Origin of the sequence: Enterobacter sp. MGH 37 (assembly GCF_000534515.1) — a bacterium.
GTDB lineage: Bacteria > Pseudomonadota > Gammaproteobacteria > Enterobacterales > Enterobacteriaceae > Enterobacter > Enterobacter kobei.
The window spans coordinates 565788-591036 of record NZ_KI973206.1; the positions used below are offsets into that span (position 1 = coordinate 565788).

General features: G+C 56.8%; 27 protein-coding genes. 20 read left to right on the forward strand and 7 right to left on the reverse strand.

Annotated elements, in window-relative coordinates:
* Window position 1: 1 nt before the first annotated feature.
* The gene (locus tag L383_RS08510) at window positions 2-817 is read right to left on the reverse strand and encodes a DeoR family transcriptional regulator (protein ID WP_023331373.1); all 816 of its coding nucleotides are present in this window, start codon (window positions 815-817) and stop codon (window positions 2-4) included.
* A gap of 251 nt (window positions 818-1068) precedes the next feature.
* On the opposite strand from L383_RS08510, the gene kbaZ reads away from it, so the two are divergent.
* The 11 genes from kbaZ (at window position 1069) to L383_RS08455 (ending at window position 13155) form a co-directional block, all read left to right on the forward strand.
* Window positions 1069-2364 carry a tagatose-bisphosphate aldolase subunit KbaZ gene (gene kbaZ / locus L383_RS08505; protein ID WP_023331374.1) on the forward strand — a complete coding sequence of 432 codons (1296 nt, stop codon included), beginning with the start codon at window positions 1069-1071 and terminating at the stop codon, window positions 2362-2364.
* Between the two features lie 20 nt (window positions 2365-2384).
* Entirely contained in the window at window positions 2385-2858 is a 474-nt protein-coding gene (gene agaV, locus L383_RS08500) for a PTS N-acetylgalactosamine transporter subunit IIB (RefSeq protein WP_023331375.1), read from the forward strand.
* 10 nt (window positions 2859-2868) lie between these two features.
* Window positions 2869-3648 carry a PTS N-acetylgalactosamine transporter subunit IIC gene (agaW, locus tag L383_RS08495; protein ID WP_023331376.1) on the forward strand — a complete coding sequence of 260 codons (780 nt, stop codon included), beginning with the start codon at window positions 2869-2871 and terminating at the stop codon, window positions 3646-3648.
* A complete protein-coding gene (gene agaE / locus L383_RS08490; protein WP_023331377.1) occupies window positions 3638-4516 on the forward strand; it encodes a PTS N-acetylgalactosamine transporter subunit IID in 879 nt (292 codons plus the stop codon). Before agaW ends, agaE begins: the two co-directional genes overlap by 11 nt.
* Before the next feature lie 16 nt (window positions 4517-4532).
* Window positions 4533-4967 (forward strand): PTS galactosamine/N-acetylgalactosamine transporter subunit IIA, encoded by a 435-nt coding sequence (gene agaF, locus L383_RS08485; protein ID WP_023331378.1) that lies wholly within the window; start codon window positions 4533-4535, stop codon window positions 4965-4967.
* On the forward strand, window positions 4964-6097 hold the full coding sequence (gene nagA, locus L383_RS08480) for an N-acetylglucosamine-6-phosphate deacetylase (RefSeq protein ID WP_023331379.1): 1134 nt from the start codon (window positions 4964-4966) through the stop codon (window positions 6095-6097). Before agaF ends, nagA begins: the two co-directional genes overlap by 4 nt.
* A gap of 246 nt (window positions 6098-6343) precedes the next feature.
* Window positions 6344-7492: an SIS domain-containing protein gene (locus L383_RS08475; RefSeq protein WP_023331380.1), complete on the forward strand. Its 1149-nt coding sequence runs from the start codon at window positions 6344-6346 to the stop codon at window positions 7490-7492.
* Window positions 7493-7504: 12 nt separating this feature from the next.
* Window positions 7505-8377: a tagatose-bisphosphate aldolase subunit KbaY gene (kbaY, locus tag L383_RS08470; protein WP_023331381.1), complete on the forward strand. Its 873-nt coding sequence runs from the start codon at window positions 7505-7507 to the stop codon at window positions 8375-8377.
* 116 nt (window positions 8378-8493) lie between these two features.
* Complete coding sequence (gene malX / locus L383_RS08465; RefSeq protein WP_023331382.1) at window positions 8494-10065, forward strand: maltose/glucose-specific PTS transporter subunit IIBC; 1572 nt, start codon at window positions 8494-8496, stop codon at window positions 10063-10065.
* 12 nt (window positions 10066-10077) lie between these two features.
* Window positions 10078-11250 (forward strand): MalY/PatB family protein, encoded by a 1173-nt coding sequence (locus L383_RS08460; protein WP_023331383.1) that lies wholly within the window; start codon window positions 10078-10080, stop codon window positions 11248-11250.
* A gap of 15 nt (window positions 11251-11265) precedes the next feature.
* Window positions 11266-13155, forward strand: a complete 1890-nt coding sequence (locus L383_RS08455) for an alpha-galactosidase (protein WP_023331384.1) — start codon at window positions 11266-11268, stop codon at window positions 13153-13155.
* Window positions 13156-13219: 64 nt separating this feature from the next.
* On the opposite strand, the gene rsmI is transcribed toward L383_RS08455, so the two are convergent.
* Entirely contained in the window at window positions 13220-14083 is an 864-nt protein-coding gene (gene rsmI / locus L383_RS08450; RefSeq protein WP_014885356.1) for a 16S rRNA (cytidine(1402)-2'-O)-methyltransferase, read from the reverse strand.
* A gap of 62 nt (window positions 14084-14145) precedes the next feature.
* Here rsmI and L383_RS08445 point away from each other — a divergent pair, with 62 nt between their 5' ends.
* Genes L383_RS08445 through dolP form a run of 4 tightly spaced genes read left to right on the forward strand, consistent with a single transcriptional unit; the run spans window position 14146 to window position 17858 of the window.
* Window positions 14146-16308, forward strand: a complete 2163-nt coding sequence (locus L383_RS08445) for a penicillin-binding protein activator (RefSeq protein WP_023331385.1) — start codon at window positions 14146-14148, stop codon at window positions 16306-16308.
* Complete coding sequence (locus tag L383_RS08440) at window positions 16266-16661, forward strand: YraN family protein (protein ID WP_014885358.1); 396 nt, start codon at window positions 16266-16268, stop codon at window positions 16659-16661. The genes L383_RS08445 and L383_RS08440 overlap by 43 nt, the downstream gene beginning before the upstream one ends.
* Before the next feature lie 21 nt (window positions 16662-16682).
* The gene (gene diaA / locus L383_RS08435) at window positions 16683-17273 is read left to right on the forward strand and encodes a DnaA initiator-associating protein DiaA (protein WP_003861754.1); all 591 of its coding nucleotides are present in this window, start codon (window positions 16683-16685) and stop codon (window positions 17271-17273) included.
* Between the two features lie 9 nt (window positions 17274-17282).
* The gene (dolP, locus tag L383_RS08430) at window positions 17283-17858 is read left to right on the forward strand and encodes a division/outer membrane stress-associated lipid-binding lipoprotein (RefSeq protein WP_014171764.1); all 576 of its coding nucleotides are present in this window, start codon (window positions 17283-17285) and stop codon (window positions 17856-17858) included.
* Window positions 17859-17907: 49 nt separating this feature from the next.
* Here dolP and L383_RS08425 read toward each other — a convergent pair whose 3' ends face one another.
* Window positions 17908-18945 carry a permease gene (locus L383_RS08425; protein WP_014885359.1) on the reverse strand — a complete coding sequence of 346 codons (1038 nt, stop codon included), beginning with the start codon at window positions 18943-18945 and terminating at the stop codon, window positions 17908-17910.
* Window positions 18946-18985: 40 nt separating this feature from the next.
* Complete coding sequence (locus L383_RS08420; protein WP_023331386.1) at window positions 18986-19630, reverse strand: NAD(P)H-binding protein; 645 nt, start codon at window positions 19628-19630, stop codon at window positions 18986-18988.
* Between the two features lie 128 nt (window positions 19631-19758).
* Here L383_RS08420 and L383_RS08415 point away from each other — a divergent pair, with 128 nt between their 5' ends.
* Window positions 19759-20277 carry a type 1 glutamine amidotransferase domain-containing protein gene (locus L383_RS08415; protein ID WP_014885361.1) on the forward strand — a complete coding sequence of 173 codons (519 nt, stop codon included), beginning with the start codon at window positions 19759-19761 and terminating at the stop codon, window positions 20275-20277.
* On the opposite strand, the gene L383_RS08410 is transcribed toward L383_RS08415, so the two are convergent.
* The gene (locus L383_RS08410) at window positions 20257-20691 is read right to left on the reverse strand and encodes a YhbP family protein (protein WP_023331387.1); all 435 of its coding nucleotides are present in this window, start codon (window positions 20689-20691) and stop codon (window positions 20257-20259) included. The genes L383_RS08415 and L383_RS08410 overlap by 21 nt on opposite strands.
* 14 nt (window positions 20692-20705) lie before the next feature.
* Between L383_RS08410 and L383_RS08405 the strand changes: the two genes are divergently transcribed.
* Window positions 20706-21035, forward strand: a complete 330-nt coding sequence (locus L383_RS08405) for a GIY-YIG nuclease family protein (protein WP_023331388.1) — start codon at window positions 20706-20708, stop codon at window positions 21033-21035.
* Here L383_RS08405 and L383_RS08400 read toward each other — a convergent pair.
* Both L383_RS08400 and L383_RS08395 read right to left on the reverse strand, forming a co-directional pair.
* Entirely contained in the window at window positions 21022-21525 is a 504-nt protein-coding gene (locus tag L383_RS08400; protein ID WP_014885364.1) for a GNAT family N-acetyltransferase, read from the reverse strand. The two genes, L383_RS08405 and L383_RS08400, sit on opposite strands and share 14 nt — an antisense overlap.
* Entirely contained in the window at window positions 21519-22043 is a 525-nt protein-coding gene (locus tag L383_RS08395; protein WP_014885365.1) for a ubiquinone anaerobic biosynthesis accessory factor UbiT, read from the reverse strand. Before L383_RS08395 ends, L383_RS08400 begins: the two co-directional genes overlap by 7 nt.
* Before the next feature lie 211 nt (window positions 22044-22254).
* Between L383_RS08395 and L383_RS08390 the strand changes: the two genes are divergently transcribed.
* The 3 genes from L383_RS08390 to L383_RS08380 all read left to right on the forward strand — a co-directional run bounded on the left by L383_RS08390 (window position 22255) and on the right by L383_RS08380 (window position 25222).
* Window positions 22255-23250 (forward strand): ubiquinone anaerobic biosynthesis protein UbiU, encoded by a 996-nt coding sequence (locus tag L383_RS08390; protein ID WP_014885366.1) that lies wholly within the window; start codon window positions 22255-22257, stop codon window positions 23248-23250.
* Window positions 23251-23257: 7 nt separating this feature from the next.
* Window positions 23258-24136, forward strand: a complete 879-nt coding sequence (locus L383_RS08385) for a U32 family peptidase (protein ID WP_023331389.1) — start codon at window positions 23258-23260, stop codon at window positions 24134-24136.
* Between the two features lie 78 nt (window positions 24137-24214).
* Window positions 24215-25222 carry a luciferase-like monooxygenase gene (locus tag L383_RS08380; protein ID WP_014833426.1) on the forward strand — a complete coding sequence of 336 codons (1008 nt, stop codon included), beginning with the start codon at window positions 24215-24217 and terminating at the stop codon, window positions 25220-25222.
* Window positions 25223-25249: the final 27 nt, after the last annotated feature.

Consider the following 25249-nt stretch of genomic DNA (forward strand, 5'->3'; position numbering starts at 1 on the left):
GTTAGGATGAGGGGGAAACCAGCACTACATCAATCCCGCTTTTACGCAACCCATCCAGACTTTCCTCCGGAATGCCCTCATCGACAATAATCATATCAATCCTTTGCGTATCAATGATTTTATGCAGGCTTGAGCGGTTGAACTTGCTGGAATCAGTCACAACGATAATGCGCTCTGCCACCTCGCACATTTTGCGATTCAGACGCGCTTCATCCTCGTTATGCGTGCTCACGCCACGATCCAGATCGATGGCATCAACGCCCAGGAACAGCAAATCAAAGTGATAATTCTGTAAGGACTGTTCCGCCTGGTCGCCATAGAAAGACTGCGACTGACGACGCAAGTGGCCGCCGGTCATCAGCAGTTCCACCCCTTCCGCTTCCAGCAACGCATTCGCCACATTCATTCCATTGGTCATGGCAATGACATCCGTGTGCTGGCGCAACATTCTGGCAATTTCAAAGGTCGTGGTGCCAGAGTCGAGAATAATGCGATGGCCCGGCTTCACCAGCGCGGCGGCGGCCTGAGCGATGCTGCGCTTGACCGCCGTATTGAGCGAACTTATATCCTCAACGGAGGGCTCGATGCCGGGCACATTGCCTTCACAAATTAGCGCCCCGCCGTAAGCGCGAACAGCGATGCCCTGCCTTTCCAGGAATGCCAGATCGTTACGGATCGTCACTGTCGATACGCCATATAAATGAGAAAGATCGTTAACCTGCACGCTTCCCTGCGCCCGCAACCGCTGAATGATCTGCTCTCGCCTTTCACTGGTACCGGTGACGCGCTTTTCTGCGGATGAATCGGAGCTATTCATATGAAGTCCTTAATCAATACACTTTCGTTTCATTTCGTTTTGCCTATTAACGCCTTTCTTTTTGTGGAATGCAAGCGCTGTCTGGGGGACATACGCAAACAAGCCCGACGCTGAAACCTTTCATTGTGTTTCTTTTGTGAAACAGATCGGAAAACCATTATCTTTCGTTTTATTTTTACATCACCATCATGCAGGATTAAATGAAACAAAACGAAAGATGACTACCAACACCATCCGAAATGGAGAGGAAAGTGAAACATCTGACAGAAATGGTGGAACAACATAAACGGGGGAAGGCAAACGGAATTTATGCCGTCTGTTCAGCACATCCACTGGTACTTGAAGCGGCCATTCGTTACGCCCAGTTACGCTGCACGCCACTGCTGATCGAAGCAACCTCAAACCAGGTGGATCAGTTTGGCGGCTACACCGGCATGACGCCCGCCGATTTTCACGGTTTCGTTAGCAGGCTGGCGGAGTTACTTGGTTTTCCGACGTCACAATTGATCCTCGGCGGCGATCACCTGGGCCCAAACCGCTGGCAAAACCTGCCGGCTTTACAGGCGATGGCGAACGCCGACGATCTGATCAGAAGCTACGTCACTGCGGGGTTTAAGAAGATCCATCTGGACTGCAGTATGTCCTGCGAGGACGATCCGGTTCCCTTAACCGATGCCATCGTCGCTGAGCGCGCCGCGCGTCTGGCCAAAATTGCCGAAGACACCTGCCGTGCGAAATTTGGTGTAGCCGATCTGGTCTACGTTATTGGCACGGAGGTGCCGGTTCCCGGTGGTGCACATGAAACGCTGAGTGAACTTGAAGTCACCACGCCTGAGGCGGCGCGCGCCACGCTTGAAGCGCATCGCCATGCATTTGAGAAAGTGGGGTTGAACGACATCTGGCCACGCATTATCGGCCTGGTGGTTCAGCCTGGCGTGGAGTTCGACCACGCCCACGTCTGCGATTATCAACCGCAAAAAGCCATCGCCCTGAGTGAAATGGTTGAAACATACGACACGCTGGTATTTGAAGCGCACTCCACTGACTACCAGACATCACAGGCGTTGCGCCAGCTGGTGAAAGATCACTTTGCAATCTTAAAAGTCGGCCCGGCCCTGACCTTTGCCCTGCGTGAAGCGCTGTTCTCACTGGCCGCCATTGAAGAGGAGCTGCTGCCAGCCAAAGCCAGCTCTGGCCTGCGCCACGTACTGGAAAACGTGATGCTCGATCGCCCCGAGTACTGGCAAAGCCATTATCACGGTGACGGCAACGCACGACGGCTGGCACGGGGCTACAGCTACTCCGACCGCGTGCGCTATTACTGGCCAGACAGCGAGATTGACGATGCCTTTGAACGACTGGTCCGCAACCTGGACGACGAACCCATCCCGCTGCCGCTCATCAGTCAATATTTGCCGTTGCAATACGGCAAAGTTCGCGAGGGCGCTCTCAAGTCGACACCGCGGGAACTCATCATTGACCACATTCAGGACATACTCCAGCAGTACCATGCCGCCTGCGAAGGCGTACCGACTCAACACGCATAATTAAAAAAGAGGAAAACACTATGCCAAACATTGTCTTATGCCGCATTGATGAACGCCTGATCCACGGACAGGTGGGCGTTCAGTGGGTAGGGTTTGCGGGGGCGAACCTGGTTCTGGTGGCAAATGACGAGGTTGCAGACGATCCGGTTCAACAGAACCTGATGGAAATGGTACTTGCGGAAGGGATCGCCGTGCGCTTCTGGTCTCTGCAAAAAGTGATCGATAACATTCACCGCGCCGCTGACCGCCAGAAGATTCTGCTGGTCTGTAAATCACCCGCCGATTTTTTAACGCTGGTAGAGGGCGGCGTGCCCATCACCCGTATTAACGTCGGAAACATGCATTACGCCAGTGGCAAACGGCAAATTGCCAAAACGGTATCTGTCGACGCGAACGATATCACTGCGTTCAACGGCCTGAAAGCGGCCGGGGTGGAATGCATCGTTCAGGGCGTTCCAACAGAGGCTGCTTTGGATCTCTTTAAACTGCTATGAGGGATTCACAATGGAAATCAGTCTGTTGCAGGCTTTCGCGCTGGGGCTTCTCGCCTTTATCGCGGGCCTGGATATGTTTAACGGGTTAACACACATGCACCGCCCGGTGGTACTGGGGCCACTGGTTGGTCTGATTCTGGGCGATCTGCATACCGGCATTCTGACCGGCGGCACGTTAGAGCTGGTCTGGATGGGTCTGGCGCCGCTGGCTGGTGCGCAACCGCCAAACGTGATTATCGGCACCATTGTCGGCACCACGTTTGCCATTACCACAGGCGTGAAACCGGATGTCGCCGTTGGGGTCGCTGTACCGTTTGCTGTTGCGGTACAAATGGGTATTACCTTCCTCTTCTCCGTGATGTCCGGCGTCATGTCCCGTTGCGATCGCATGGCGGCTAATGCGGACACGCACGGTATTGAACGGGTTAACTATCTTGCCCTGCTGGCGCTGGGTATCTTCTACTTTCTCTGTGCTTTTCTGCCAATTTACTTCGGTGCGGAGCACGCGAAAACCGCCATTGATGTCCTGCCGGAACGTCTGATAGACGGTCTCGGTGTTGCAGGCGGCATCATGCCAGCCATCGGCTTCGCCGTGCTGCTGAAGATCATGATGAAAAACGTCTACATCCCTTACTTCATTATCGGTTTTGTCGCTGCGGCCTGGCTGAAACTTCCGGTGCTGGCGATTGCGGCTGCTGCGCTGGCGATGGCGCTGATCGACCTGATGCGTAAATCACCTGAACCGACTGCGTCAACGGCCCAGAAAGAGGAATTCGAAGATGGCATCTAATCAAACCACTCTGCCAGGCGTGTCTGAAAGTGAAGAGACCCTGCTCACCGGCGTAAACGAAAACATCTATGAAGACCAGAGCATCGGTGCCGAACTGACGAAAAAGGACATTAACCGTGTCGCATGGCGCTCCATGCTATTACAGGCCTCGTTTAACTACGAGCGTATGCAGGCCTCCGGCTGGCTGTATGGATTACTGCCTGGGCTGAAAAAGATCCACACCAACAAGCGGGACCTGGCGCGGGCGATGAAAGGCCACATGGGGTTCTTTAATACCCATCCGTTCCTGGTCACCTTTGTTATCGGCATCATTCTGGCGATGGAGCGCTCCAAGCAGGATGTGAACAGCATCCAGAGCACCAAAATTGCCGTGGGCGCGCCGCTCGGCGGCATTGGCGATGCCATGTTCTGGCTGACCCTGTTACCCATCTGCGGCGGTATTGGTGCCAGCCTGGCGCTGCAGGGTTCGATTCTGGGTGCGGTGGTCTTTATCGTGCTGTTTAACGTGGTGCACCTCGGCCTGCGCTTTGGTCTGGCGCACTACGCCTACCGGATGGGCGTTGCCGCGATCCCGTTGATTAAAGCCAACACCAAAAAGGTCGGCCACGCTGCGTCTATCGTCGGGATGACGGTGATCGGCGCGCTGGTAGCAACCTATGTGCGCCTGAATACCACGCTTGAAATCAAAGCCGGGGATGCGGTTGTCAAACTGCAAGCCGACGTCATCGACAAGCTGATGCCCGCATTTCTGCCGCTGGTCTATACCCTGACCATGTTCTGGCTGGTGCGTCGTGGCTGGAGCCCGCTGTGCCTGATTGGTATCACCGTGGTGCTGGGCGTTGTCGGTAAATTCTGTCACTTCCTGTAAAAGCAAAGAGGTCACGATGTTAGGCATCATTTTGACGGGTCACGGTGGGTTTGCCAGCGGACTTGAACAGGCGATGAAGCAGATCCTCGGCGAACAGCCGCAGTTTATCGCCATCGATTTCCCGGAAACCTCCTCGACTGCGCGGCTAACCGCGCAGCTTGAGCAGGCGGTAACTGAACTGGATCCCCAGTACGATATCGTGTTTCTTACCGATCTGCTCGGCGGTACGCCGTTTCGCGTAGCGTCAACGCTTGCGATGCAAAAGCCGGGATGGGAAGTGATCACCGGCACCAACCTGCAACTTCTGCTGGAAATGGTGCTGGAACGCGACGGGTTAAGTAGCGAAGCGTTTCGTCTGCAGGCGCTCGCGTGTGGCCATCGCGGCCTGACCAGCCTGGTGGATGAGCTTGGGCGCTGTCATGAGGAAGCCCCTGCTGAGGAAGGGATATGAGCCAGCTGCTGCGCGCGCGACGGATCCTTACCGAACAGGGCTGGCTGGACGACCACCAGCTACGCATTGAAAGCAGTGCGGTTGCGGCGATTGAACCCATCCCGGCGGGCGTTACGACGCGGGATGCGGAGCTGCTTTGCCCGGCCTATATCGACACGCACGTCCACGGCGGCGCTGGCGTGGACGTCATGGATGATGCGCCCGGCGTGCTGGACACCCTGGCAATGCATAAAGCCCGCGAAGGCGTGGGCGCATTTCTGCCCACCACCGTGACCGCGCCGCTGAAGGCCATCCACGCCGCGCTGATGCGTATCGCCCGGCGCAGTCAGTCCGGCGGCTCGGGCGCGCAGATCCTGGGCAGCTATCTGGAAGGACCGTACTTTACGCCGCAGAACAAAGGGGCGCATCCGCCGGAGCTGTTCCGGGAGCTGGATATCGTCGAGCTGGACAGGCTGGCTGACGTTTCACAGGGCACGCTACGGGTGGTGGCGCTCGCGCCAGAAAAACCCGGCGCGCTGCAGGCGATTCGCCATCTTAAACAGCGCGGGATACGCGTGATGCTGGGCCACGGCGCTGCCACGTACCGGCAAACACTTGCCGCATTTGATGCGGGTGCCGACGGGCTGGTTCACTGCTACAACGGCATGACGGGGCTGCACCACAGAGAGCCCGGAATGGTCGGCGCAGGGCTTACGGACAAACGGGCGTGGCTGGAGCTGATTGCCGACGGGCACCACGTCCATCCGGGGGCGATGCGCTTATGCTGCTGCTGCGCGCAGGAGCGCGTGGTGCTGATTACCGATGCAATGGAGGCGGCAGGTATGCCGGACGGACGGTATACGCTTTGTGGCGAAGAGGTCTCGATGCAAAACGGCGTGGGTCGAACCGGCTCCGGCGGGCTGGCGGGCAGCACGCTGTCGCTGGATGCCGCGGTCAGGAATATGGTGGAGTATGCGGGCGTAACCGCCGAAGACGCTATCCATATGGCCTCGCTGCACCCTGCCCGGCTGTTGGGCGTTGACGGTCAGCTAGGATCCTTAGCCCCGGGTAAACGCGCCAATATCATTGCGCTGGACGGGGGTTTACACCTCCAGCAGATCTGGATTCAGGGACAGGCTCTCTCCCTTTAGCCCTTTCATTGTGTCTCCTGTTGGCCTTACGGCACCCGATCGTAAGGCCTTTCTTTTCCTTTCCTTAACTCTTCCCTTTCCTTTCACGATCACACTTTTCGTTTTATTTCTTTTCTTTCATTGAAGTTTCGATTTCTTTTCTATAGATTTTATTTAACTGCTTAAGTGAACAAGTGAAACGAAACGAAAGATAGCGACACGATTGCCAGCGTCTGATGTGGAATTCACACGACTAAGGACTGAGTTATGCCACAAACCACTACCGCCGCGACAACCGGCACCTGGACAGAGGAAGAGATCCGCCAGCAGCCTGCCAGCTGGATCCGCTCGCTCAACAACATCGATAACCTGCGTGCTTCGATCGACAGTTTCCTGACGCCGCTGCTGCGCAAGGAGGATCTGCGGATCGTCCTGACCGGCGCGGGCACATCCGCCTTTATCGGCGATATCGTTTCTCCCTGGCTCGCGAGCTACACCGGGAAAAACTTCACTGCCGTGCCAACAACCGATCTGGTCACGAACCCGGTGGACTACTTCAGCCCTGCGCATCCGCTGCTGCTGATTTCGTTTGCCCGCTCCGGCAACAGCCCGGAAAGCGTCGCGGCCGTCGAGCTGGCAAACCAGTTCGTGCCGGAGTGCTACCACCTGTCGATCACCTGCAACGAGGCGGGGAGCCTGTACCAGAACGCCATCGACAGCGATAACGCCTTTGCCCTGCTGATGCCTGCCGAAACGCACGATCGCGGGTTCGCGATGACCAGCAGCATTACCACCATGATGGCGAGCTGTCTGGCGGTGTTCGCGCCGGAAACGATCAATAGCCACACCTTCCGCGACGTCGCCGATCGCTGTCAGGCGATCCTCACCGCGCTCGGCGATTTCAGCCACGGCGTCTTTGGCAATGAAGCGTGGAAACGCGTCGTCTATCTGGGAAGCGGCGGGCTGCAGGGCGCGGCGCGCGAATCGGCGCTGAAGGTGCTGGAGCTGACGGCGGGCAAGCTGGCGGCGTTTTACGATTCCCCGACGGGCTTCCGTCACGGGCCGAAGTCGCTGGTCGATAGCGAAACGCTGGTGGTGGTGTTTATCTCCAGCCATCCGTATACGCGTCAGTACGATCTGGATCTGCTGGCCGAACTGCGCCGCGATCGCCAGGCCCTGCGCGTCGTCGCCATCGCCGCTGAAAACGCTCCGGTCATTGAAGCGGGTCCGCACATTCTGCTGCCGCCTTCACGTCCGTTTATCGATATGGAACAGGCGTTCTGCTTCCTGATGTATGCCCAGGTCTTTGCACTCTCCCAGTCGCTCAGCGTAGGCAATACGCCCGATACGCCATCCGCCAGCGGGACGGTCAACCGTGTAGTGCAGGGCGTTGTTATTCATCCGTGGCAGGCTTAAGAGGATCGGATCATGAGTATCATTTCAACCAAATATCTTCTGCAGGACGCACAGGCAAAAGGCTACGCCGTTCCGGCGTTCAACATCCACAACGCGGAGACGATCCAGGCGATCCTTGAAGCGTGCAGCGAAATGCGATCGCCGGTGATCCTCGCGGGCACGCCGGGCACCTTTAAGCATATTGCGCTGGAAGAGATCTACGCCCTGTGCAGCGCGTACTCCCACACCTACAACATGCCGCTGGCGCTGCATCTCGATCACCACGAATCGCTGGATGATATACGCCGCAAGGTCAACGCGGGCGTGCGCAGCGCGATGATCGACGGCAGCCACTATCCGTTTGAACAAAACGTGAAACTGGTGAAGTCGGTGGTCGATTTCTGCCACCTCAACGACTGCAGCGTCGAAGCCGAGCTGGGCCGTCTGGGCGGCGTGGAAGATGACATGAGCGTAGACGCCGAAAGCGCGTTCCTCACCGAACCGCAGGAGGCGAAACGCTTCGTCGAACTGACCGGCGTCGATAGCCTTGCCGTCGCCATCGGCACCGCACACGGCCTGTATACCAAACGTCCGAAAATCGACTTCCAGCGGCTGGCGGAAATCCGCGAAGTGGTCACCGTGCCGCTGGTGCTGCACGGCGCGAGCGATGTGCCGGATGAGTTTGTTCGCCGCACCATCGAGCTGGGCGTATGCAAAGTCAACGTGGCCACCGAGCTGAAAATTGCCTTCTCTGACGCGGTTAAAGCCTGGTTTGCCGAAAACCCGCAGGGGAACGATCCGCGCTTCTACATGCGGGTAGGCATGGACGCCATGAAAGAGGTGGTCAGAAGCAAGATCGCCGTTTGCGGCTCGGCAAACCGGCTCCTGCTTCCTGCCGAAGCCTGATCCCATCGCGCATTACGTCAATACCTAAAAAATAACTATAAGCCTCGCAAATATGAAGGCGCGTCCTTAAGCCGGACAGCGCCTTCCATTATCCTAAAAATCCGAGGAGTCCCTACATGACACAGGAAAAGTCGTTTAAATCGAAAGCGTGGGAATTTTTCCAAAGCCTGGGAAAGACGTTTATGTTCCCCGTCTCTCTGCTGGCCTTTATGGGGTTGCTGCTGGGTATCGGTAGCTCCGTCACCAGCCCTTCCACTATTAAAAGCTTTCCCTTTCTGGGCGGCGAGTTAACGCAGCTGACCTTTGGCTTTATCGCCATGGTGGGCGGCTTCGCCTTTACCTATCTGCCGCTGATGTTTGCCATGGCTATCCCGATGGGCCTCGCCAAACGCAACAAGGCCGTGGGCGCCTTTGCCGGGTTCGTTGGCTATATGCTGATGAACATGAGCATCAACTACTACCTGACCGCCACCCACCAGCTTGCCGACGCCGCCACCATGAGACAGGTAGGACAATCGATCGTGCTGGGGATCCAGACCCTGGAGATGGGCGTACTGGGCGGCATCGTGGTGGGGGTAATCACTTACTTCCTGCACGAGCGTTTTCAGGACACGGTGCTGCATGACGCCTTTGCGTTCTTTAGCGGCATTCGTTTTGTGCCCATCATTACCGCACTCACGCTGTCGCTGGTCGGGCTGTTTATCCCGCTGTTGTGGGAATACGTGGCGCTGGGCATTGCCGGAATTGGCCATATCATTCAGAGCACCAGCGTTTTCGGACCGTTCCTGTACGGTGTAGGCGTGCTGCTGCTTAAACCCTTTGGTCTGCACCATATCCTGCTGGCGATGGTGCGCTTCACACCGGCAGGCGGCATTGAGATGGTCAACGGCCATGAAGTGGCCGGCGCGCTGAATATCTTCTACGCCGAGCTGAAAGCCGGACTGCCGTTTAGCCCGCACGTTACCGCGTTTCTGTCACAAGGCTTTATGCCGACCTTTATCTTTGGCCTGCCTGCCGTGGCGTACGCCATCTACCGCACCGCGCGTCCGGAAAACCGCCCGGTAATTAAGGGGCTGCTGCTTTCCGGCGTGCTGGTTTCCGTCGTCACAGGTATTTCAGAACCGATTGAGTTTCTGTTCCTGTTTATCGCCCCCGCGCTTTACGCCTTCCATATCGTGATGTCGGGCCTGGCGCTGATGGTGATGGCCCTGCTGGGGGTCACCATCGGCAACACCGACGGCGGGATTTTGGATCTGCTGATCTTCGGCGTGATGCAGGGGATGTCGACCAAATGGTATCTGCTGTTCCCGGTCGGTATCGCCTGGTTTGCCATCTACTTCTTCGTCTTCCGCTGGTACATCCTCAAACACGATATCAAGACGCCGGGACGTGAAGTGGACGCGCAGGGTGCGCAGCAGGCCGTCGAAGCCAACACCCGCGCGCGTGGAAAATCGAAATACGATCACGGGCTTATCCTGCGCGCGCTCGGTGGCAAAGAGAACATCGAGTCGCTCGACAACTGCATCACCCGCTTGCGCCTGGTCGTGAAGGAGATGGGGCTTATCGATCAGCAGGAGCTGAAAGCGGCTGGCGCCCTGTCGGTGGTGGTGCTGGATGCTCACAGCGTTCAGGTGATCATCGGCCCGCAGGTGCAGAGCGTCAAAACCGGCATTGAAGCCTTAATCTAACAGGGGGTTGTTGTGTTTGATTTCGACAAAATCATCGAGCGTAAAAGCGATAAGTGCCGTAAATGGGACCATGCGTTTGTCTGCTCACGCTTTGGTGATGTCCCGCAGGGGTTTATCCCGCTGTGGATCGCAGACATGGACTTCACCTCGCCGCCGGCCGTTATTGAAGGCTTCCAGCGCATCGTGGAGCACGGCACCTTTGGCTATACCTGGAGCTTCGACGAATTTTACGACGCGGTGATGGCCTTCCAGCGCACGCGTCATCAGGTTGAGGTGGAGAAGTCGTGGCTCACCCTGACCTACGGCACCGTCTCCACGCTGCATTACACGGTCCAGGCGTTCTGCACGCCTGGCGATAGCGTGATGATGAACACGCCGGTCTACGATCCGTTTGCGATGGCGGCACAGCGCCAGGGCGTGCGGGTGCTTGCTAACCCGCTGTCCGTGAAGGAAAACCGCTATCAGCTGGATTTTAATCTGGTTGAAGATCAGCTCAAAACCCACCGTCCAAAACTGTGGTTCTTCTGCTCGCCGCATAACCCCTCGGGCAGGATCTGGCGCGCGGATGAGATACGTCAGGTCTCCGATCTCTGTAAACGCTACGGCACGATTCTGGTGGTCGATGAGGTTCACGCAGAGCACATTCTGAAAGGCACATTCGTCAGCTGTCTGACCTCGGGCTGTGCCGCACTGGACAACCTGATCGTGCTGACGTCGCCAAATAAAGCCTTCAACCTGGGCGGGCTGAAAACGTCCTACTCCATGATCCCGGACGATTCGCTGCGCCAGCGCTTCCGCCAGCAGCTTGAGAAGAACTCGATTACCTCACCCAATATGTTCGGCGTATGGGGGATTATTCTCGCCTACCAGCACGGCCTGCCGTGGCTCGACGCGCTCAACGACTATCTGCAAGGCAATGCCCGCTACCTTGCGGACGCTATTCAGACCCACTTCCCGGCGTGGAAGATGATGAACCCGGAATCGTCGTATCTGGCCTGGATAGACGTAAGCGCCGACGACCGCAGCGCCACAGAGTTGACCCAACATTTCGCCCAGCAGGCCGGTGTCGTGATTGAAGACGGCAGCCACTACGTGCAAAACGGCGAAAACTACCTGCGGATTAACTTCGGCACCCAGCGCTACTGGCTGGAGCAATCCATCAACCGAATGCTGAAGCATTTCTGATTAGGATCTTAACCGATGAAAAAAGTGCTCACTCTCTCGCTGCTGGCCCTGTTTGTTTCTCACGGTGCTCTGGCCACCAACTACGTGCTCAATAACGACAATATTGCTCTGTCATTTGATGACGCAAACTCAACGGTAGTGGTTAAGGACAATAAGGCTAACCATCCGCTCACGCCGCAGGAGCTGTTCTTCCTGACGCTGCCGGACGAGACAAAAATCCACACCGCGGATTTCACCATTAAGCACGTCGAAAAGCAGGACAACGCTATTGTCGTCGACTTTACCCATCCGGACTTTAACGTAACGGTGAAGCTGAACCTGGTGAAGGGAAAATACTCCAGCATCGACTACACCGTTGCCGCAGTCGGCCAGCCGCGAGACGTGGCGAAAATTACCTTCTTCCCGACGAAAAAGCAGTCTCAGGCACCCTATGTTGACGGGGCGATCAACAGCTCGCCGATCGTTGCTGATTCGTTCTTTATTTTGCCGGACAAGCCCATCGTTAACACTTACGCCTATGAAGCGACCACCAATCTCAACGTAGAACTGAAAACGCCGATCCAGCCAGAGTCGCCGGTCAGCTTTACCACCTGGTTCGGCACCTTCCCGGAAATCAGCCAGCTGCGCCGCAGCGTGAACCAGTTTATTGATGCCGTGCGTCCGCGACCGTACAAGCCTTATCTGCACTACAACAGCTGGATGGATATCGGCTTTTTCAATCCGTACACCGAGCAGGATGTTCTGGGGCGGATGGACGAGTGGAATAAGGAGTTCATTACCGGACGCGGCGTGGCGCTGGACGCCTTCCTGCTGGACGACGGCTGGGACGACCTTACCGGGCGCTGGCTATTTGGCCCGGCATTCAGCGACGGTTTTGGCAAGGTTCGGGAAAAAGCCGACAGCCTGCACAGCTCGGTCGGACTGTGGCTCTCGCCGTGGGGAGGCTACAACAAGCCTCGCGACGTTCGCGTCTCGCATGCAAAAGAGTATGGGTTTGAAACCGTCGACGGAAAGCTGGCCCTGTCAGGACCGAACTACTTTAAGAACTTCAATGAGCAGATCGTTAAGCTTATCAAAAACGAACGCATTACCTCATTCAAGCTGGACGGGATGGGTAATGCCAACGCGCATATCCAGGGCAGCCCGTTTGCCTCGGATTTTGACGCCTCTATCGCTCTGCTACATAACATGCGCAGCGCCAACCCAAATCTGTTTATCAACCTGACGACCGGCACCAACGCCAGCCCATCCTGGCTGTTCTACGCCGACTCGATCTGGCGCCAGGGCGATGACATTAACCTGTACGGGCCCGGCACGCCGGTACAGCAGTGGATGACCTACCGCGATGCCGAAACGTACCGCTCCATTGTGCGCAAAGGCCCGCTGTTCCCGCTGAACTCGCTGATGTACCACGGGATCGTCAGTGCGGAAAACGCCTATTACGGGCTGGAGAAAGTACAAACGGACAGCGATTTTGCCGATCAGGTCTGGAGCTACTTCGCGACCGGCACGCAGCTGCAGGAGCTGTATATCACTCCTTCAATGCTGAACAAGGCGAAGTGGGATACCCTTGCGCAGGCGGCAAAATGGTCGCGGGAAAACGCCAGCGTGCTGGTGGATACCCACTGGATAGGCGGAGACCCGACGGCGCTTCAGGTTTACGGCTGGGCGTCATGGAATAAAGACAAAGCCATTCTTGGTTTGCGAAACCCGTCGGACAAGCCGCAAACCTACTATCTGGATTTAGCGAAAGATTTCGAAATCCCGACAGGAGAGGCAGCGCAGTTTAGTCTGAGAGCGGTATATGGCCGTAATGCAACCGTACCGGGACAATACAAAAACGCCGTGGTGATTACGCTACAACCGCTGGAAACGCTGGTGTTTGAGGCGGTGCCAGGAAAATAAAAAGTGTTCAGATCTGTAGGCCGGGTAAGGCGCAGCCGCCGCCCGGCAAAAAGACGGCTGGGGCTTACTCCCCCTGCTGCTCCAGCGCGTACTTATACAGGGCATTCTTCTTCACGCCGTGAATTTCCGCCGCCAGCGCAGCCGCTTTTTTAAGCGGCAATTCGGCCTGTAGCAATGCCAGCGTGCGCAGCGCATCGGCTGGCAGGGCATCCTCTTCTGCTTTATGCCCTTCGACAATCAGCACCATCTCACCTTTGCGGCGGTTTTCGTCTTCCTTCACCCACGCCAGCAGTTCACCCACCGGTGCGCCGTGAATGGTTTCCCAGGTTTTGGTCAGCTCGCGCGCCAGCACGACGTAGCGGGACTCACCCCAGACGGTAACCATATCGTCCAGGCTTTCCAGCAGGCGGTGGGTGGATTCGTAGAAAATCAGGGTGCGCGGTTCCGCTTCCAGGTCTTTTAAGACGTCGCGACGGCCTTTGGATTTGGCGGGCAGAAAACCTTCATAGCAGAAACGGTCAGACGGCAGACCTGCGGCGCTTAACGCAGCAATCGCGGCGCACGGTCCCGGCAGGGGCACAACGCGAATGCCGGCTTCACGGCAGGTACGCACCAGATGGTAGCCGGGGTCGTTAATCAGCGGCGTTCCCGCGTCGGAGACCAGCGCAATGTTCTGCCCCTCCTTGAGCTTCGCCACCAGCGTGTCGGCTTTTTGTTGCTCATTGTGATCGTGCAGGGCAAACAAACGGGCGTTAATCGCGAAATGCTGCAGCAGTAAACCGGTATGACGAGTGTCCTCAGCCGCAATTAAATCAACGGCTTGCAATACAGTGAGTGCACGTTGGGTAATATCAGACAAATTCCCGATAGGAGTAGGTACAATATAAAGCTGGCCTTGAGAATTATCTGCCGTTTCGTGTTGTTTCATTGTTTCGTCCGTATTGCCGATTTAATATTGAGCATTGCGTAAAAAAAATCACTGGATACAGTATGGTACCGTTAACGTTTCTTCGAAAAAAAGCCACGCGCAGCGTGCCGCTTCTGCTGGCAGCCCTGATCTTTGCAGGCTGCGGCACCCAGGCACCTGACCAGAGCACCGCCCATCTTGAGGGTTCCGCTCAGGCTGATTCTGGCTTTTATCTGCAACAAATGTCGCAGAGTTCAAATGATACCAGGATCAACTGGCAATTACTCGCCATTCGTGCACTGCTGAAAGAGGGAAAAACCCAGCAGGCTGCAGAGCTGTTCGGCCAGCTGCCGAAAGATCTTAACGATACCCAGCGTCTTGAGCAGAGCCTGCTCTCTGCCGAGCTGAAGGTCGCGCAGAAAGAGTATGACAGCGCGAAAAAGATCCTAGGTAGCATCGACCTGAGCGCGCTGGATAAAAACCAGCAGGCACGCTTCTGGCAGGCGGGTATCACCGCTGAACAGGGGCGTCCTTCCCTGACGCTGCTCCGCGCGCTTATCGCTCAGGAACCGCTGCTTGCCGGTGCCGACAAGCAGAAAAATATTGATGCCACCTGGCAGGCTCTTGCCGCCATGACCCCGGATCAGGCAAAGGCGCTGGTCATCAACGCGGATGAGAACGTGCTGCAGGGCTGGCTTGATCTCCAACAGATGTGGTTTAACAACCGCACCGACCCTAAGATGCTGAAGGCCGGTATTACCGACTGGCAGACTCGCTACCCGCAAAACCCGGGCGCCAAAATGCTGCCAACCCAGCTGGTGAACGTGCAGAACTTTAAGCCAGCATCGACCAGCAAAATTGCACTGCTTCTGCCGCTGAATGGTCAGGCGGCGGTGTTTGGCCGTACGATTCAACAGGGCTTTGAAGCGGCGAAAAACGGCACTATGCCGGTGACGGGCAGCGCGGTGCCGGTGCAGGCAGCACAGGCGGCCAACGTGAATGATGTTGTCAGCCCTTCCGCCGCCGAGACCAGCGATCTGACCACGGCGCAAACCCCGGCGCAAGGCACGATGCAAAACCCGGTGACCGCACCGACGACGCCTCCGCCTGCTGCAGAACCAGCAACACAGGCGCCAGTGGAGACACCTGCTTCTCCTGCAGCGCCTGAGGCAACAGCAGAACAACCTCAACAACAGCCAGCACAACCAACCACTCAACCAACCACTCAACCTGCCGCGCAGCCGCAGACCGTGGCGACCACCAGCGCTAATCCTGGCACCGAACTGAAAATTTACGACACCAGTTCGCAGCCGCTTGACCAGGTACTGGCTCAGGTGCAACAGGACGGGGCGAGCATCGTTGTCGGTCCGCTGTTGAAAAACAACGTGGAAGAGCTGATGAAGAGCAATACCACGCTAAACGTGCTGGCGCTCAACCAGCCGGAGCAGGTTCAAAACCGGGCCAATATTTGCTACTTCGCGCTCTCTCCGGAAGACGAAGCTCGCGATGCGGCACGTCATATCCACGAGCAAGGTAAACAGGCTCCACTGTTGCTCATCCCGCGCAGTACGCTGGGCGATCGCGTAGCGAATGCCTTCGCCGATGAGTGGCAGAAGCTGGGCGGCGGTATCGTGCTGCAGCAGAAATTCGGTTCCGTCTCAGAACTGCGCGCGGGCGTAAACGGCGGAGCGGGTATCGCGCTTAACGGCAGCCCGGTGACCGCCAGCCTGCCACAGCAGCAGGGCGTGACCATTGGTGGGCTGACCATCCCTGCCCCACCTACCGATGCGCAGATCGGCGGCGGTGGAAAAGTGGATGCGGCTTATATCGTTGCCACACCGCAAGAGATCGCCTTTATCAAACCGATGATTGCGATGCGTAACGGCAGCCAGAGCGGCGCAACACTCTATGCCAGTTCCCGCAGCGCGCAAGGCACCGCTGGCCCGGATTTCCGTCTGGAAATGGACGGCCTGCAGTACAGTGAAATTCCGATGCTCGCGGGCAGCAACCCGGCGCTGATGCAGCAGGCGCTGAGCAGCGTACGTAACGACTACTCACTGGCGCGTCTGTATGCCATGGGGGTCGATGCATGGGCGCTGGCGAACCACTTTACCCAGATGCGTCAGGTACCGGGCTTTGAGCTTAACGGCAACACCGGCGATCTGACCGCGACGCAGGACTGCGTGATCAACAGGAAGTTATCATGGCTCAAATACCAGCAGGGACAAATCGTCCCGGCCAGTTAAGCCGTAAAGAGACCGGCGATGCGTGGGAGTTAAAAGCGCGTCGCTGGCTTGAAGGCAAAGGACTGCATTTTATCGCCGCTAACGTTCGCGGACGTGGCGGCGAAATTGATCTGATCATGAAAGAGGGTCAGGTGATTGTGTTTGTAGAAGTCCGCTTTCGACAGTCTTCCCGTTTTGGCGGTGCTGCCGCCAGCGTGACGCTCGCCAAACAACATAAATTATTACAGACTGCCCACTTGTGGCTTGCCCGCCATAATGGGAGTTTTGATACTGTGGATTGCCGGTTCGATGTGATAGCCTTCACCGGAAATGAGATCGAATGGCTTAAAAACGCTTTTGGCGAAGACGCATAATTACGATTTAAAAGGGATAACGTGCTCGAAAGAATTAAAGTGTGCTTCACAGAAAGCATCCAGACTCAGATTGCCGCGGCGGAAGCCCTTCCGGACGCGATCTCTCGTGCTGCAATGACGCTGGTGCAATCCCTGCTTAATGGCAACAAAATCCTCTGTTGTGGCAACGGTACCTCAGCCGCCAACGCACAGCATTTTGCTGCCAGCATGATTAATCGTTTTGAAACCGAACGCCCGAGTTTACCTGCCATTGCACTTAATACCGATAATGTGGTCTTAACAGCGATTGCTAACGATCGTCTGCATGACGAAATTTACGCAAAGCAGGTGCGCGCCCTGGGGCATGCCGGTGATGTGCTGCTGGCCATCTCCACGCGCGGCAACAGCCGGGACATTGTCAAAGCCGTTGAAGCCGCGGTCACCCGAGACATGACTATCGTCGCCTTAACCGGCTATGACGGTGGTGAACTGGCGGGTCTGCTGGGGCCGCAGGATGTGGAAATCCGCATTCCGTCTCACCGAAGCGCACGCATTCAGGAGATGCATATGCTCACGGTAAACTGCTTATGCGATTTGATCGATAACACGCTTTTCCCTCACCAGGATGATTAAGGAGTTTTTATGAAGGCTTTATCGACCCTCGCAGTCCTTATGTCTGCATTGCTGCTTCAGGGATGTATCGCTGCGGCTGTCGTGGGTACTGCCGCAGTAGGCACCAAAGCGGCGACCGATCCACGCTCTGTAGGAACGCAGGTGGATGACGGTACGCTGGAGCTGCGCGTCAACAGTGCGCTGTCGAAAGACGAACAAATTAAGAAAGAAGCGCGTATCAACGTGACGGCTTATCAGGGCAAAGTCCTGCTGACGGGTCAGTCACCGAATACCGAACTCTCCAGCCGCGCGAAGCAGATCGCCATGGGCGTTGAGGGCACTACGGAAGTCTTCAATGAAATCCGTCAGGGCCAGCCAATCAGCCTGGGTACGGCGTCGTCTGACACCTGGATCACCACAAAAGTCCGTTCCCAGCTGCTGGGTTCAGATCAGGTGAAATCCTCAAACGTAAAAGTGACGACCGAAAACGGTGAAGTGTTCCTGCTGGGTCTGGTTACCGACCGTGAAGGGAAAGCGGCAGCGGATATCGCCAGCCGGGTCAGCGGCGTGAAGCACGTCACCACCGCGTTTACTTACATCAAATAAAAAAACCTCACTGTAGGCCCGGTAAGCGTAGCGCCACCGGGCTTTTTTTTCACAGAAGCGCAATGCTTCCCACCAGCACCCCACTTAACGCTACCAGCCCCGCTGTCAGCCACAGCGCTTTTGCCGGGAAAGACTTACGCAGCATGACAAGCGACGGCAAACTAATGGCCGGCAAGGTGATAAGCAGCGCCAGCGCGGGCGCGGTGCCCATGCCAGCCAGCATCATGGTCTGAACAATCGGAATTTCAGCCGCCGTTGGGATCACAAACAGGCAGCCAGCAACGGCCATCGCAATCACCCACATCAGCGTGTTATCAATCGCGCCATCCGCATGCGGGAACAGCCAGACGCGCGCCGCGCCGAGCACCAGAACCGCCAGGATATAAACCGGAATGGTGCTCCAGAAAAGTTGCCACAGCGCTTTACCCCAGCGGGCAAAGAAACCGCCCTGCGGCTCGCTGATGTCCAGCTCAACAGAAGCGGGCTCTGGCGCTTTCTCTTTCACCAGATTTTGCACCAGCGTCGCCACCACCAGCACCGTCAGCAGCCCGGCAACCAGGCGGATAGCCGCAAAATGCCAGCCGAGCACAAAGCCCATAAACACCAGCGTGGCCGGGTTGAGCAGCGGATTGCCCATCCAGAACGCCAGCGCACCGCCCATCGAGACACGCTGACGGCGCATTCCTGCGGCCACAGGGGCTGCACAGCATGAACACATCATGCCCGGCAGAGAGAAAATCGTCCCCAGCAAGGTGCCCTGAAAGCGTGGCTGCCCGAGGGTTTTCACCAGCCAGTTTCGCGGAATAAGTACCTGAATCAGCGACCCCAACAAGACGCCTAATACCGCAGCTTTCCAGACAGCCAGGAAGTAGACCATGGCGTAATCCCACGCCGCCTTCAGCGGGCTGGCATCCGCCTGCGCGAGTATCGATTTACCAATGCTGTGCGTTTCGGCGGCGGTGAAGGCCTTGCCATAGTACGGCTGCCATTTCACATACCAGAGGCCAATGATGACCACGAGAAAGAAGAGTGCGGGCTTCCACCATTGGACAGGTGTCGCCGCCTGAGATGAAGACTGACCAGTCATACCATTCCCCGGAGAGTGTTATTGAATAAGCCGGAGAAGTTTACGCCTCGCCCTGCGCGATTTCACGCAGTTTTGCCGAAGGGATGATATTGACCCCTTCCTGCGACGGTGCCAGCGCCTCTTTCAGCATCGCCTGCGCGACATCCCGCGCCTCAATGGACTTCCAGTTACCCGGCAGGATGCGAAACAGCGGAGCGAAAACAGACTCGTTAAAGCGCCGTTCGTCGCGGTGCCCCATCAGCATGGAAGGTCGCACAATGGTCAAATATTCCCACTTCTGGGCAATCAGCGCCTCTTCCATCTTGCTCTTCACCTGGTTGTAAAAAAACGGCGAGCCGGTGCTCGCGCCGTGCGAACTGACCACCAGAAAATGCTTTGCCCCCAATTTTTTCGCCGTCAGTGCGGTATCCACCACCAGCGTGTAATCCGCATGGACAAAGGCTTCTTTACTGCCCGCCTCACGCCGCGTCGTACCGAGGCAGCAAAAGGCGATATCAATCGGGTCCTGCACCTGCGCCAGCGCGTCGGTGAGCTGTGGGTCGTGCGGGTTAAAGACGCCGGAGATATCCAGCAGCGGGCGACGCGTCGGTGCGGCGATATAGTTAATATGGCGATCCTGGATCAGCAGCCGCAGCAGATGCCCGCCGACCAGCCCGGTTGCGCCCGTAATCAGTACCTGGCTCATCGTATCCCCTTTACAGAATTGTCCGTTTGCGAACTCAGCGTGGTCGACCACACTTAGAAGTCTGTTACAGGTAAGTATTTACCACAAGCGGAGAAAAATCAGTCTGAAGCCAAAACAACGGAGGAAGCATGGGCAAGAAAATCGCAGTCTTGATTACCGACGAGTTTGAAGATTCAGAATTCACCTCTCCTGCAGAGGCATTCCGCAAGGCGGGACATGAGGTCATTACCATTGAGAAAGAAGCGGGCAAAACGGTGAAAGGCCATAAGGGCGAAGCCAGCGTGACCATCGACGAAACCATCGATAACGTCAGCCCGTCTGATTTCGACGCCCTGCTGTTACCCGGCGGCCATTCACCGGATTCCCTGCGCGGGGACGAGCGTTTCGTCACTTTCACACGTGACTTTGTCGCTACCGGAAAACCGGTCTTTGCTATCTGTCACGGCCCGCAGCTGCTGATCAGCGCCGACGTGGTCCGCGGACGTAAGCTGACGGCGGTGAAACCGATCGTTATCGATCTGAAAAATGCGGGGGCTGAGTTTTACGATCAGGAAGTGGTCAACGACAAAGACCAGTTGATCACCAGCCGGACCCCGGACGATCTTCCGGCGTTTAACCGGGAAGCGCTACGCCTGCTCGGCGCGTAGCCAGTGAAGCTTCTTGCCAAAGCCCAGCGTGTTGTCGGTAAATTTCAGCTCATCAAGGCGGATTTCCCACACCGGGGCTTTTAGCGCAGCGGCAACCGGGAAGCGGCGCGTGTAGTGCTTACGGCGCGCGTCGCTCTCTTCTCCCTCCAGCCGACGGATCTCTCCTTTGAACTGCACGCCACGGATCAGCGCGACCGTTTTGGGCTGGCCATTTACCGTACCCGCCACCTTCGCCTGCTGGCCGGTCATTTGCGCATGCCGCGTTTTGTCTTCGCTCATGACATAGAAGGCTACACGCTCGGGATCGTAGTAATAAAAGGCGTTCGCGCACCACATCTCTTCGTCTTTACAGACGCACCAGGTGACGACATGCTGCTTCGCCAGCCAGCGGTTAATGGCTGCCAGTGTTTCCATTTTCGCTCTCTCTCATGCTATGGTGCGTTCACCTTAACATACTGAATCTGTTTACCGTGTGCTGGTTTCTCTATCTCGTCCGAACCGCTGATAACGCACTCTACACCGGGATCACTACCGATGTGGCGCGGCGTTTTTTACAACATCAAACGGGGAAAGGGGCAAAAGCGCTGCGGGGGAAAGGTGAACTTCAGCTGGCTTTTTACGCCGCCGTCGGCGACAGGTCGCTGGCGCTCAGGCTGGAATACCGAATTAAACAGCTGACGAAGCGCCAGAAAGAGCGCCTCGTTACCGGAGACGGCTCATTTGAGGCGCTACGCGAAAGCCTGCTCAGAAACGATTGAAGTGATCGTGGTAATCAACCAGGCCACTCACACCGTTCAGGGCATCATCCGCCAGGCGATGTACCTGGAAGGCGGATTCGGTACCCGGCCAGCGGCAGCGCAGATCGTAATGCGCGGCCTGCTCGAAGCCTAAGCGGCCATAAAATGCCGGATCGCCCAGCGTGACCACGGCGGCATAGCCAAACTCATTCAGCGAGTCCAGCCCTTCATACACCAGCTGGCGCGCCAGGCCCTGGCCGCGATAGTTCTCATCGACCGCCAGCGGTGCCATGCCTACCCACTGCAGATCTTCGCCCTGAACAATTACCGGGCTGAAGGCAACATAGCCAACAACCTGACCTTCGTCATCGGTGGCTACCAGCCCTAAAGTAATCAGGCCGTCTTCACGGAGATCGTGGACCAGTTGGGCCTCCGCATCGCTCTCAAAAGCGCGGCGTAACAACGCATCGATACCCGGTGCATCAATCCCAATTTCGACTCGAATCAGCATGGCTCACCTACTGAAGTGTGTTTACTGTCAGGCGGGGTTTTCAGCCCGGCCTCAACGAAATCTGCCATTTGCATCAGCATCACGCGCAGCGCTTTCGGCATCTGCTCCAGCTCAATGGCATCCATTAAATTTTTCACGTACAGACCCAGCTCCGTATCGCCTTCAATGACCAGACGGCGCTGGAAGAATAACGTATCCGGATCCTGTTTACGCGCGGCGATCATCAGCAGATCGCTGGCACTGGCGCTAAAGCTCACATCCGCCTCGGCGGACTCACGCACAATGAGTTGATCATTCTCAACCGAGGTAAACCAGCGCAGCCCGATGTCACGCACCTCAATGCTCAGCCAGCGGCCTTCCAGAAACTCCAGCTCGCCGTCCTGCAGCGCCTGGCGGAATTGCCAGCTCAGGACCTGCTCGAGCACCTGACGTTTTAGCGCGAACGGCGCCAGTTTCACCGGCACGCTCAGCATTGATGGACCGAATTGTACGAGACGTGAACGCAGTTTATCCAGCACGAGCTTTACTCCCTGATAGCAATAGTCCCGCTATTTTGCCATATCCGACGCACAACATAGCGGCGTAAATCAACAAACCGTCGTCCGGTGACGCTCATTATTGGTGTCATCAATACGCCATTAGCTGCCTTAAATCAAAAATTGTCGCCCAGGGGTTAATTAAAATCCCAGCTCGTTAACAATTTTGCGATCGACTACATCAGGATAATTTATGGAGCTGCTCTGCCCTGCCGGTAACCTACCGGCGCTTAAGGCGGCCATCGAAAATGGGGCCGATGCGGTCTATATCGGGCTGAAAGATGATACCAACGCCCGCCATTTTGCTGGCCTCAACTTTACGGAGAAAAAGCTTCAGGAAGCCGTTAACTTCGTTCACCAGCACCGCCGCAAACTGCATATTGCCATTAATACCTTTGCGCATCCTGACGGCTATGCCCGCTGGCAGCGCGCGGTGGATATGGCCGCACAGCTGGGTGCCGATGCGTTAATCCTGGCCGACCTCGCCATGCTTGAGTATGCGGCAGAACGCTATCCGCATATTGAGCGCCACGTCTCTGTTCAGGCATCAGCCACGAATGAAGAGGCCGTGCGTTTTTATCATCAACACTTTGACGTCGCTCGCGTGGTGCTGCCCCGCGTGCTCTCCATTCATCAGGTTAAGCAACTCGCGCGCGTCACGCCAGTGCCGCTGGAAGTTTTTGCCTTTGGCAGCCTGTGCATCATGGCCGAAGGCCGTTGCTACCTTTCTTCTTATTTAACCGGTGAATCACCCAATACCGTTGGGGCCTGCTCTCCTGCCCGCTTTGTCCGCTGGCAACAAACCCCACAGGGGCTGGAATCACGCCTGAATGAAGTGTTGATTGACCGCTATCAGGACGGCGAAAACGCGGGTTATCCAACGTTATGCAAAGGCCGATATCTGGTTGACGGTGAGCGCTACCACGCGCTGGAAGAGCCTACCAGCCTCAACACGCTGGAGCTGCTGCCGGAACTGCTGGCGGCGAATATTGCCTCGGTAAAAATTGAAGGTCGCCAGCGTAGCCCGGCCTATGTGAGCCAGGTGGCGAAAGTCTGGCGTCAGGCTATCGACCGCTGCATGGCGGACCCGCAAAACTATGCTCCGCAGGCAGCCTGGATGGAGACGCTCGGTTCTATGTCCGAAGGCACGCAAACGACGCTTGGCGCGTATCACCGTAAATGGCAGTGAGATAACCATGAAATATTCATTAGGACCGGTGCTCTACTACTGGCCAAAAGAGACGCTGGAAGATTTTTACCAACAGGCCGCCACCAGCAGCGCTGATGTGATTTATCTCGGTGAAGCCGTGTGCAGCAAGCGCCGCGCCACCAAAGTGGGCGACTGGCTGGAGATGGCGAAAAGTCTCGCCGGAAGCGGTAAACAGGTGGTGCTCTCGACGCTCGCGCTGGTGCAAGCCTCGTCCGAACTGGGTGAACTGAAACGCTACGTTGAAAACGGTGAGTTCCTGCTGGAAGCGAGCGACCTGGGCGTGGTGAACATGTGCGCCGAACGTAAGTTACCGTTCGTCGCGGGTCATGCACTGAACTGCTATAACGCCGTCACGCTGCGCCTGCTTCTCAAACAGGGAATGACGCGCTGGTGTATGCCGGTGGAACTCTCACGCGACTGGCTGGTAAACCTGCTGACGCAGTGTGACGATCTCGGCATTCGCAATCAGTTTGAAGTGGAAGTGCTGAGCTACGGCCATCTTCCGCTGGCTTATTCCGCGCGCTGCTTTACCGCGCGTTCGGAAGACCGCCCGAAAGACGAGTGTGATACCTGCTGCATCAAGTACCCGAACGGGCGCAGCGTGCTATCCCAGGAAAATCAGCAGGTGTTTGTCCTGAACGGGATCCAGACCATGAGCGGCTATGTCTATAACCTGGGCAACGAACTGGCGTCGATGGACGGCCTGGTAGACATGGTGCGTTTATCCCCGCTGGATACCGGCGTGTTCACGATGCTGAACGCCTTCCGCGCAAATGAAACCGGCGCCGCTCCGCTGCCGCTGACGGCAAACAGCGACTGTAATGGTTACTGGAAACGCCTGGCCGGGCTGGAACTGCAGGCCTAAAAAAGGCTCACTTTGTTAACAACGGTTATCATTTTTTAATGCAGTATTAAAGATTGACCGTCGACAAAGTGAGCTGTTATGACTGACAAAACCCTTCCGTTTTCGGTGCTGGACCTGGCGCCGATCCCACAAGGCTCCTCGGCCAGAGAAGCCTTTTCGCATTCTCTCGATCTGGCTCAACTGGCTGAAAAGCGTGGCTACCATCGCTACTGGCTGGCCGAGCACCACAACATGGTCGGCATTGCCAGCGCCGCCACCTCGGTTCTGATTGGTTATCTGGCGGCGAACACAACGACATTGCACCTGGGCTCCGGTGGCGTGATGCTGCCGAACCACGCCCCGCTGGTGATTGCCGAGCAGTTTGGCACGCTAAATACCCTCTATCCTGGCCGTATTGATTTGGGGCTGGGTCGTGCGCCGGGTAGCGACCAGCCGACCATGCGCGCCCTGCGTCGCCATATGAGCGGCGATATCGACAACTTCCCGCGCGATGTGGCTGAACTGGTTGACTGGTTTGACGCGCGCGATCCGAACCCACACGTGCGCCCGGTGCCGGGCTACGGCGAGAAGATCCCGGTGTGGCTGCTGGGTTCGAGTCTTTATAGCGCGCAGCTTGCCGCGCAGCTGGGTCTGCCGTTTGCGTTTGCCTCGCATTTCGCACCGGATATGCTGCATCAGGCTCTGCATCTCTATCGTACGAACTTTAAACCGTCTGAACGTCTGGAGAAACCGTACGCGATGGTGTGTATTAATATCATTGCCGCCGACAGTAATCGCGATGCTGAATTCCTGTTTACCTCCATGCAGCAGGCGTTTGTGAAGCTGCGCCGCGGTGAGACCGGGCAACTTCCACCGCCAGTGGAGAATATGCATCAGCTGTGGTCTGCCTCTGAGCAGTATGGCGTGCAGCAGGCGCTGAGCATGTCGCTGGTGGGGGATAAAGCGAAAGTGCGACACGGTCTGGAAGCGGTGCTGCGTGAAACGCAGGCGGATGAGATTATGGTTAACGGCCAGATTTTCGATCACCAGGCGCGTTTGCATTCGTTTGATTTGGCGATGCAGGTGAAAGAGGAGTTGGTGGGGTAGTTTTTTGCTTTGCTCCCTCTCCCTTTG

Coding starts and splice junctions, on each gene's coding strand:
- L383_RS08425 (WP_014885359.1), bottom strand. CDS start 18,945: ATGACTGGTCAGTCTTCATCTCAGGCGGCGACACCTGTCCAATGGTGG.
- L383_RS08475 (WP_023331380.1), top strand. CDS start 6,344: ATGCCACAAACCACTACCGCCGCGACAACCGGCACCTGGACAGAGGAA.
- L383_RS08380 (WP_014833426.1), top strand. CDS start 24,215: ATGACTGACAAAACCCTTCCGTTTTCGGTGCTGGACCTGGCGCCGATC.
- agaW (WP_023331376.1), top strand. CDS start 2,869: ATGGAAATCAGTCTGTTGCAGGCTTTCGCGCTGGGGCTTCTCGCCTTT.
- dolP (WP_014171764.1), top strand. CDS start 17,283: ATGAAGGCTTTATCGACCCTCGCAGTCCTTATGTCTGCATTGCTGCTT.
- L383_RS08385 (WP_023331389.1), top strand. CDS start 23,258: ATGAAATATTCATTAGGACCGGTGCTCTACTACTGGCCAAAAGAGACG.
- L383_RS08420 (WP_023331386.1), bottom strand. CDS start 19,630: ATGAGCCAGGTACTGATTACGGGCGCAACCGGGCTGGTCGGCGGGCAT.
- malX (WP_023331382.1), top strand. CDS start 8,494: ATGACACAGGAAAAGTCGTTTAAATCGAAAGCGTGGGAATTTTTCCAA.
- L383_RS08400 (WP_014885364.1), bottom strand. CDS start 21,525: ATGCTGATTCGAGTCGAAATTGGGATTGATGCACCGGGTATCGATGCG.
- L383_RS08440 (WP_014885358.1), top strand. CDS start 16,266: ATGGCTCAAATACCAGCAGGGACAAATCGTCCCGGCCAGTTAAGCCGT.
- L383_RS08390 (WP_014885366.1), top strand. CDS start 22,255: ATGGAGCTGCTCTGCCCTGCCGGTAACCTACCGGCGCTTAAGGCGGCC.
- agaF (WP_023331378.1), top strand. CDS start 4,533: ATGTTAGGCATCATTTTGACGGGTCACGGTGGGTTTGCCAGCGGACTT.
- agaV (WP_023331375.1), top strand. CDS start 2,385: ATGCCAAACATTGTCTTATGCCGCATTGATGAACGCCTGATCCACGGA.
- kbaY (WP_023331381.1), top strand. CDS start 7,505: ATGAGTATCATTTCAACCAAATATCTTCTGCAGGACGCACAGGCAAAA.
- L383_RS08510 (WP_023331373.1), bottom strand. CDS start 817: ATGAATAGCTCCGATTCATCCGCAGAAAAGCGCGTCACCGGTACCAGT.
- L383_RS08410 (WP_023331387.1), bottom strand. CDS start 20,691: ATGGAAACACTGGCAGCCATTAACCGCTGGCTGGCGAAGCAGCATGTC.
- L383_RS08405 (WP_023331388.1), top strand. CDS start 20,706: ATGCTATGGTGCGTTCACCTTAACATACTGAATCTGTTTACCGTGTGC.
- agaE (WP_023331377.1), top strand. CDS start 3,638: ATGGCATCTAATCAAACCACTCTGCCAGGCGTGTCTGAAAGTGAAGAG.
- rsmI (WP_014885356.1), bottom strand. CDS start 14,083: ATGAAACAACACGAAACGGCAGATAATTCTCAAGGCCAGCTTTATATT.
- L383_RS08445 (WP_023331385.1), top strand. CDS start 14,146: ATGGTACCGTTAACGTTTCTTCGAAAAAAAGCCACGCGCAGCGTGCCG.
- L383_RS08455 (WP_023331384.1), top strand. CDS start 11,266: ATGAAAAAAGTGCTCACTCTCTCGCTGCTGGCCCTGTTTGTTTCTCAC.
- nagA (WP_023331379.1), top strand. CDS start 4,964: ATGAGCCAGCTGCTGCGCGCGCGACGGATCCTTACCGAACAGGGCTGG.
- L383_RS08415 (WP_014885361.1), top strand. CDS start 19,759: ATGGGCAAGAAAATCGCAGTCTTGATTACCGACGAGTTTGAAGATTCA.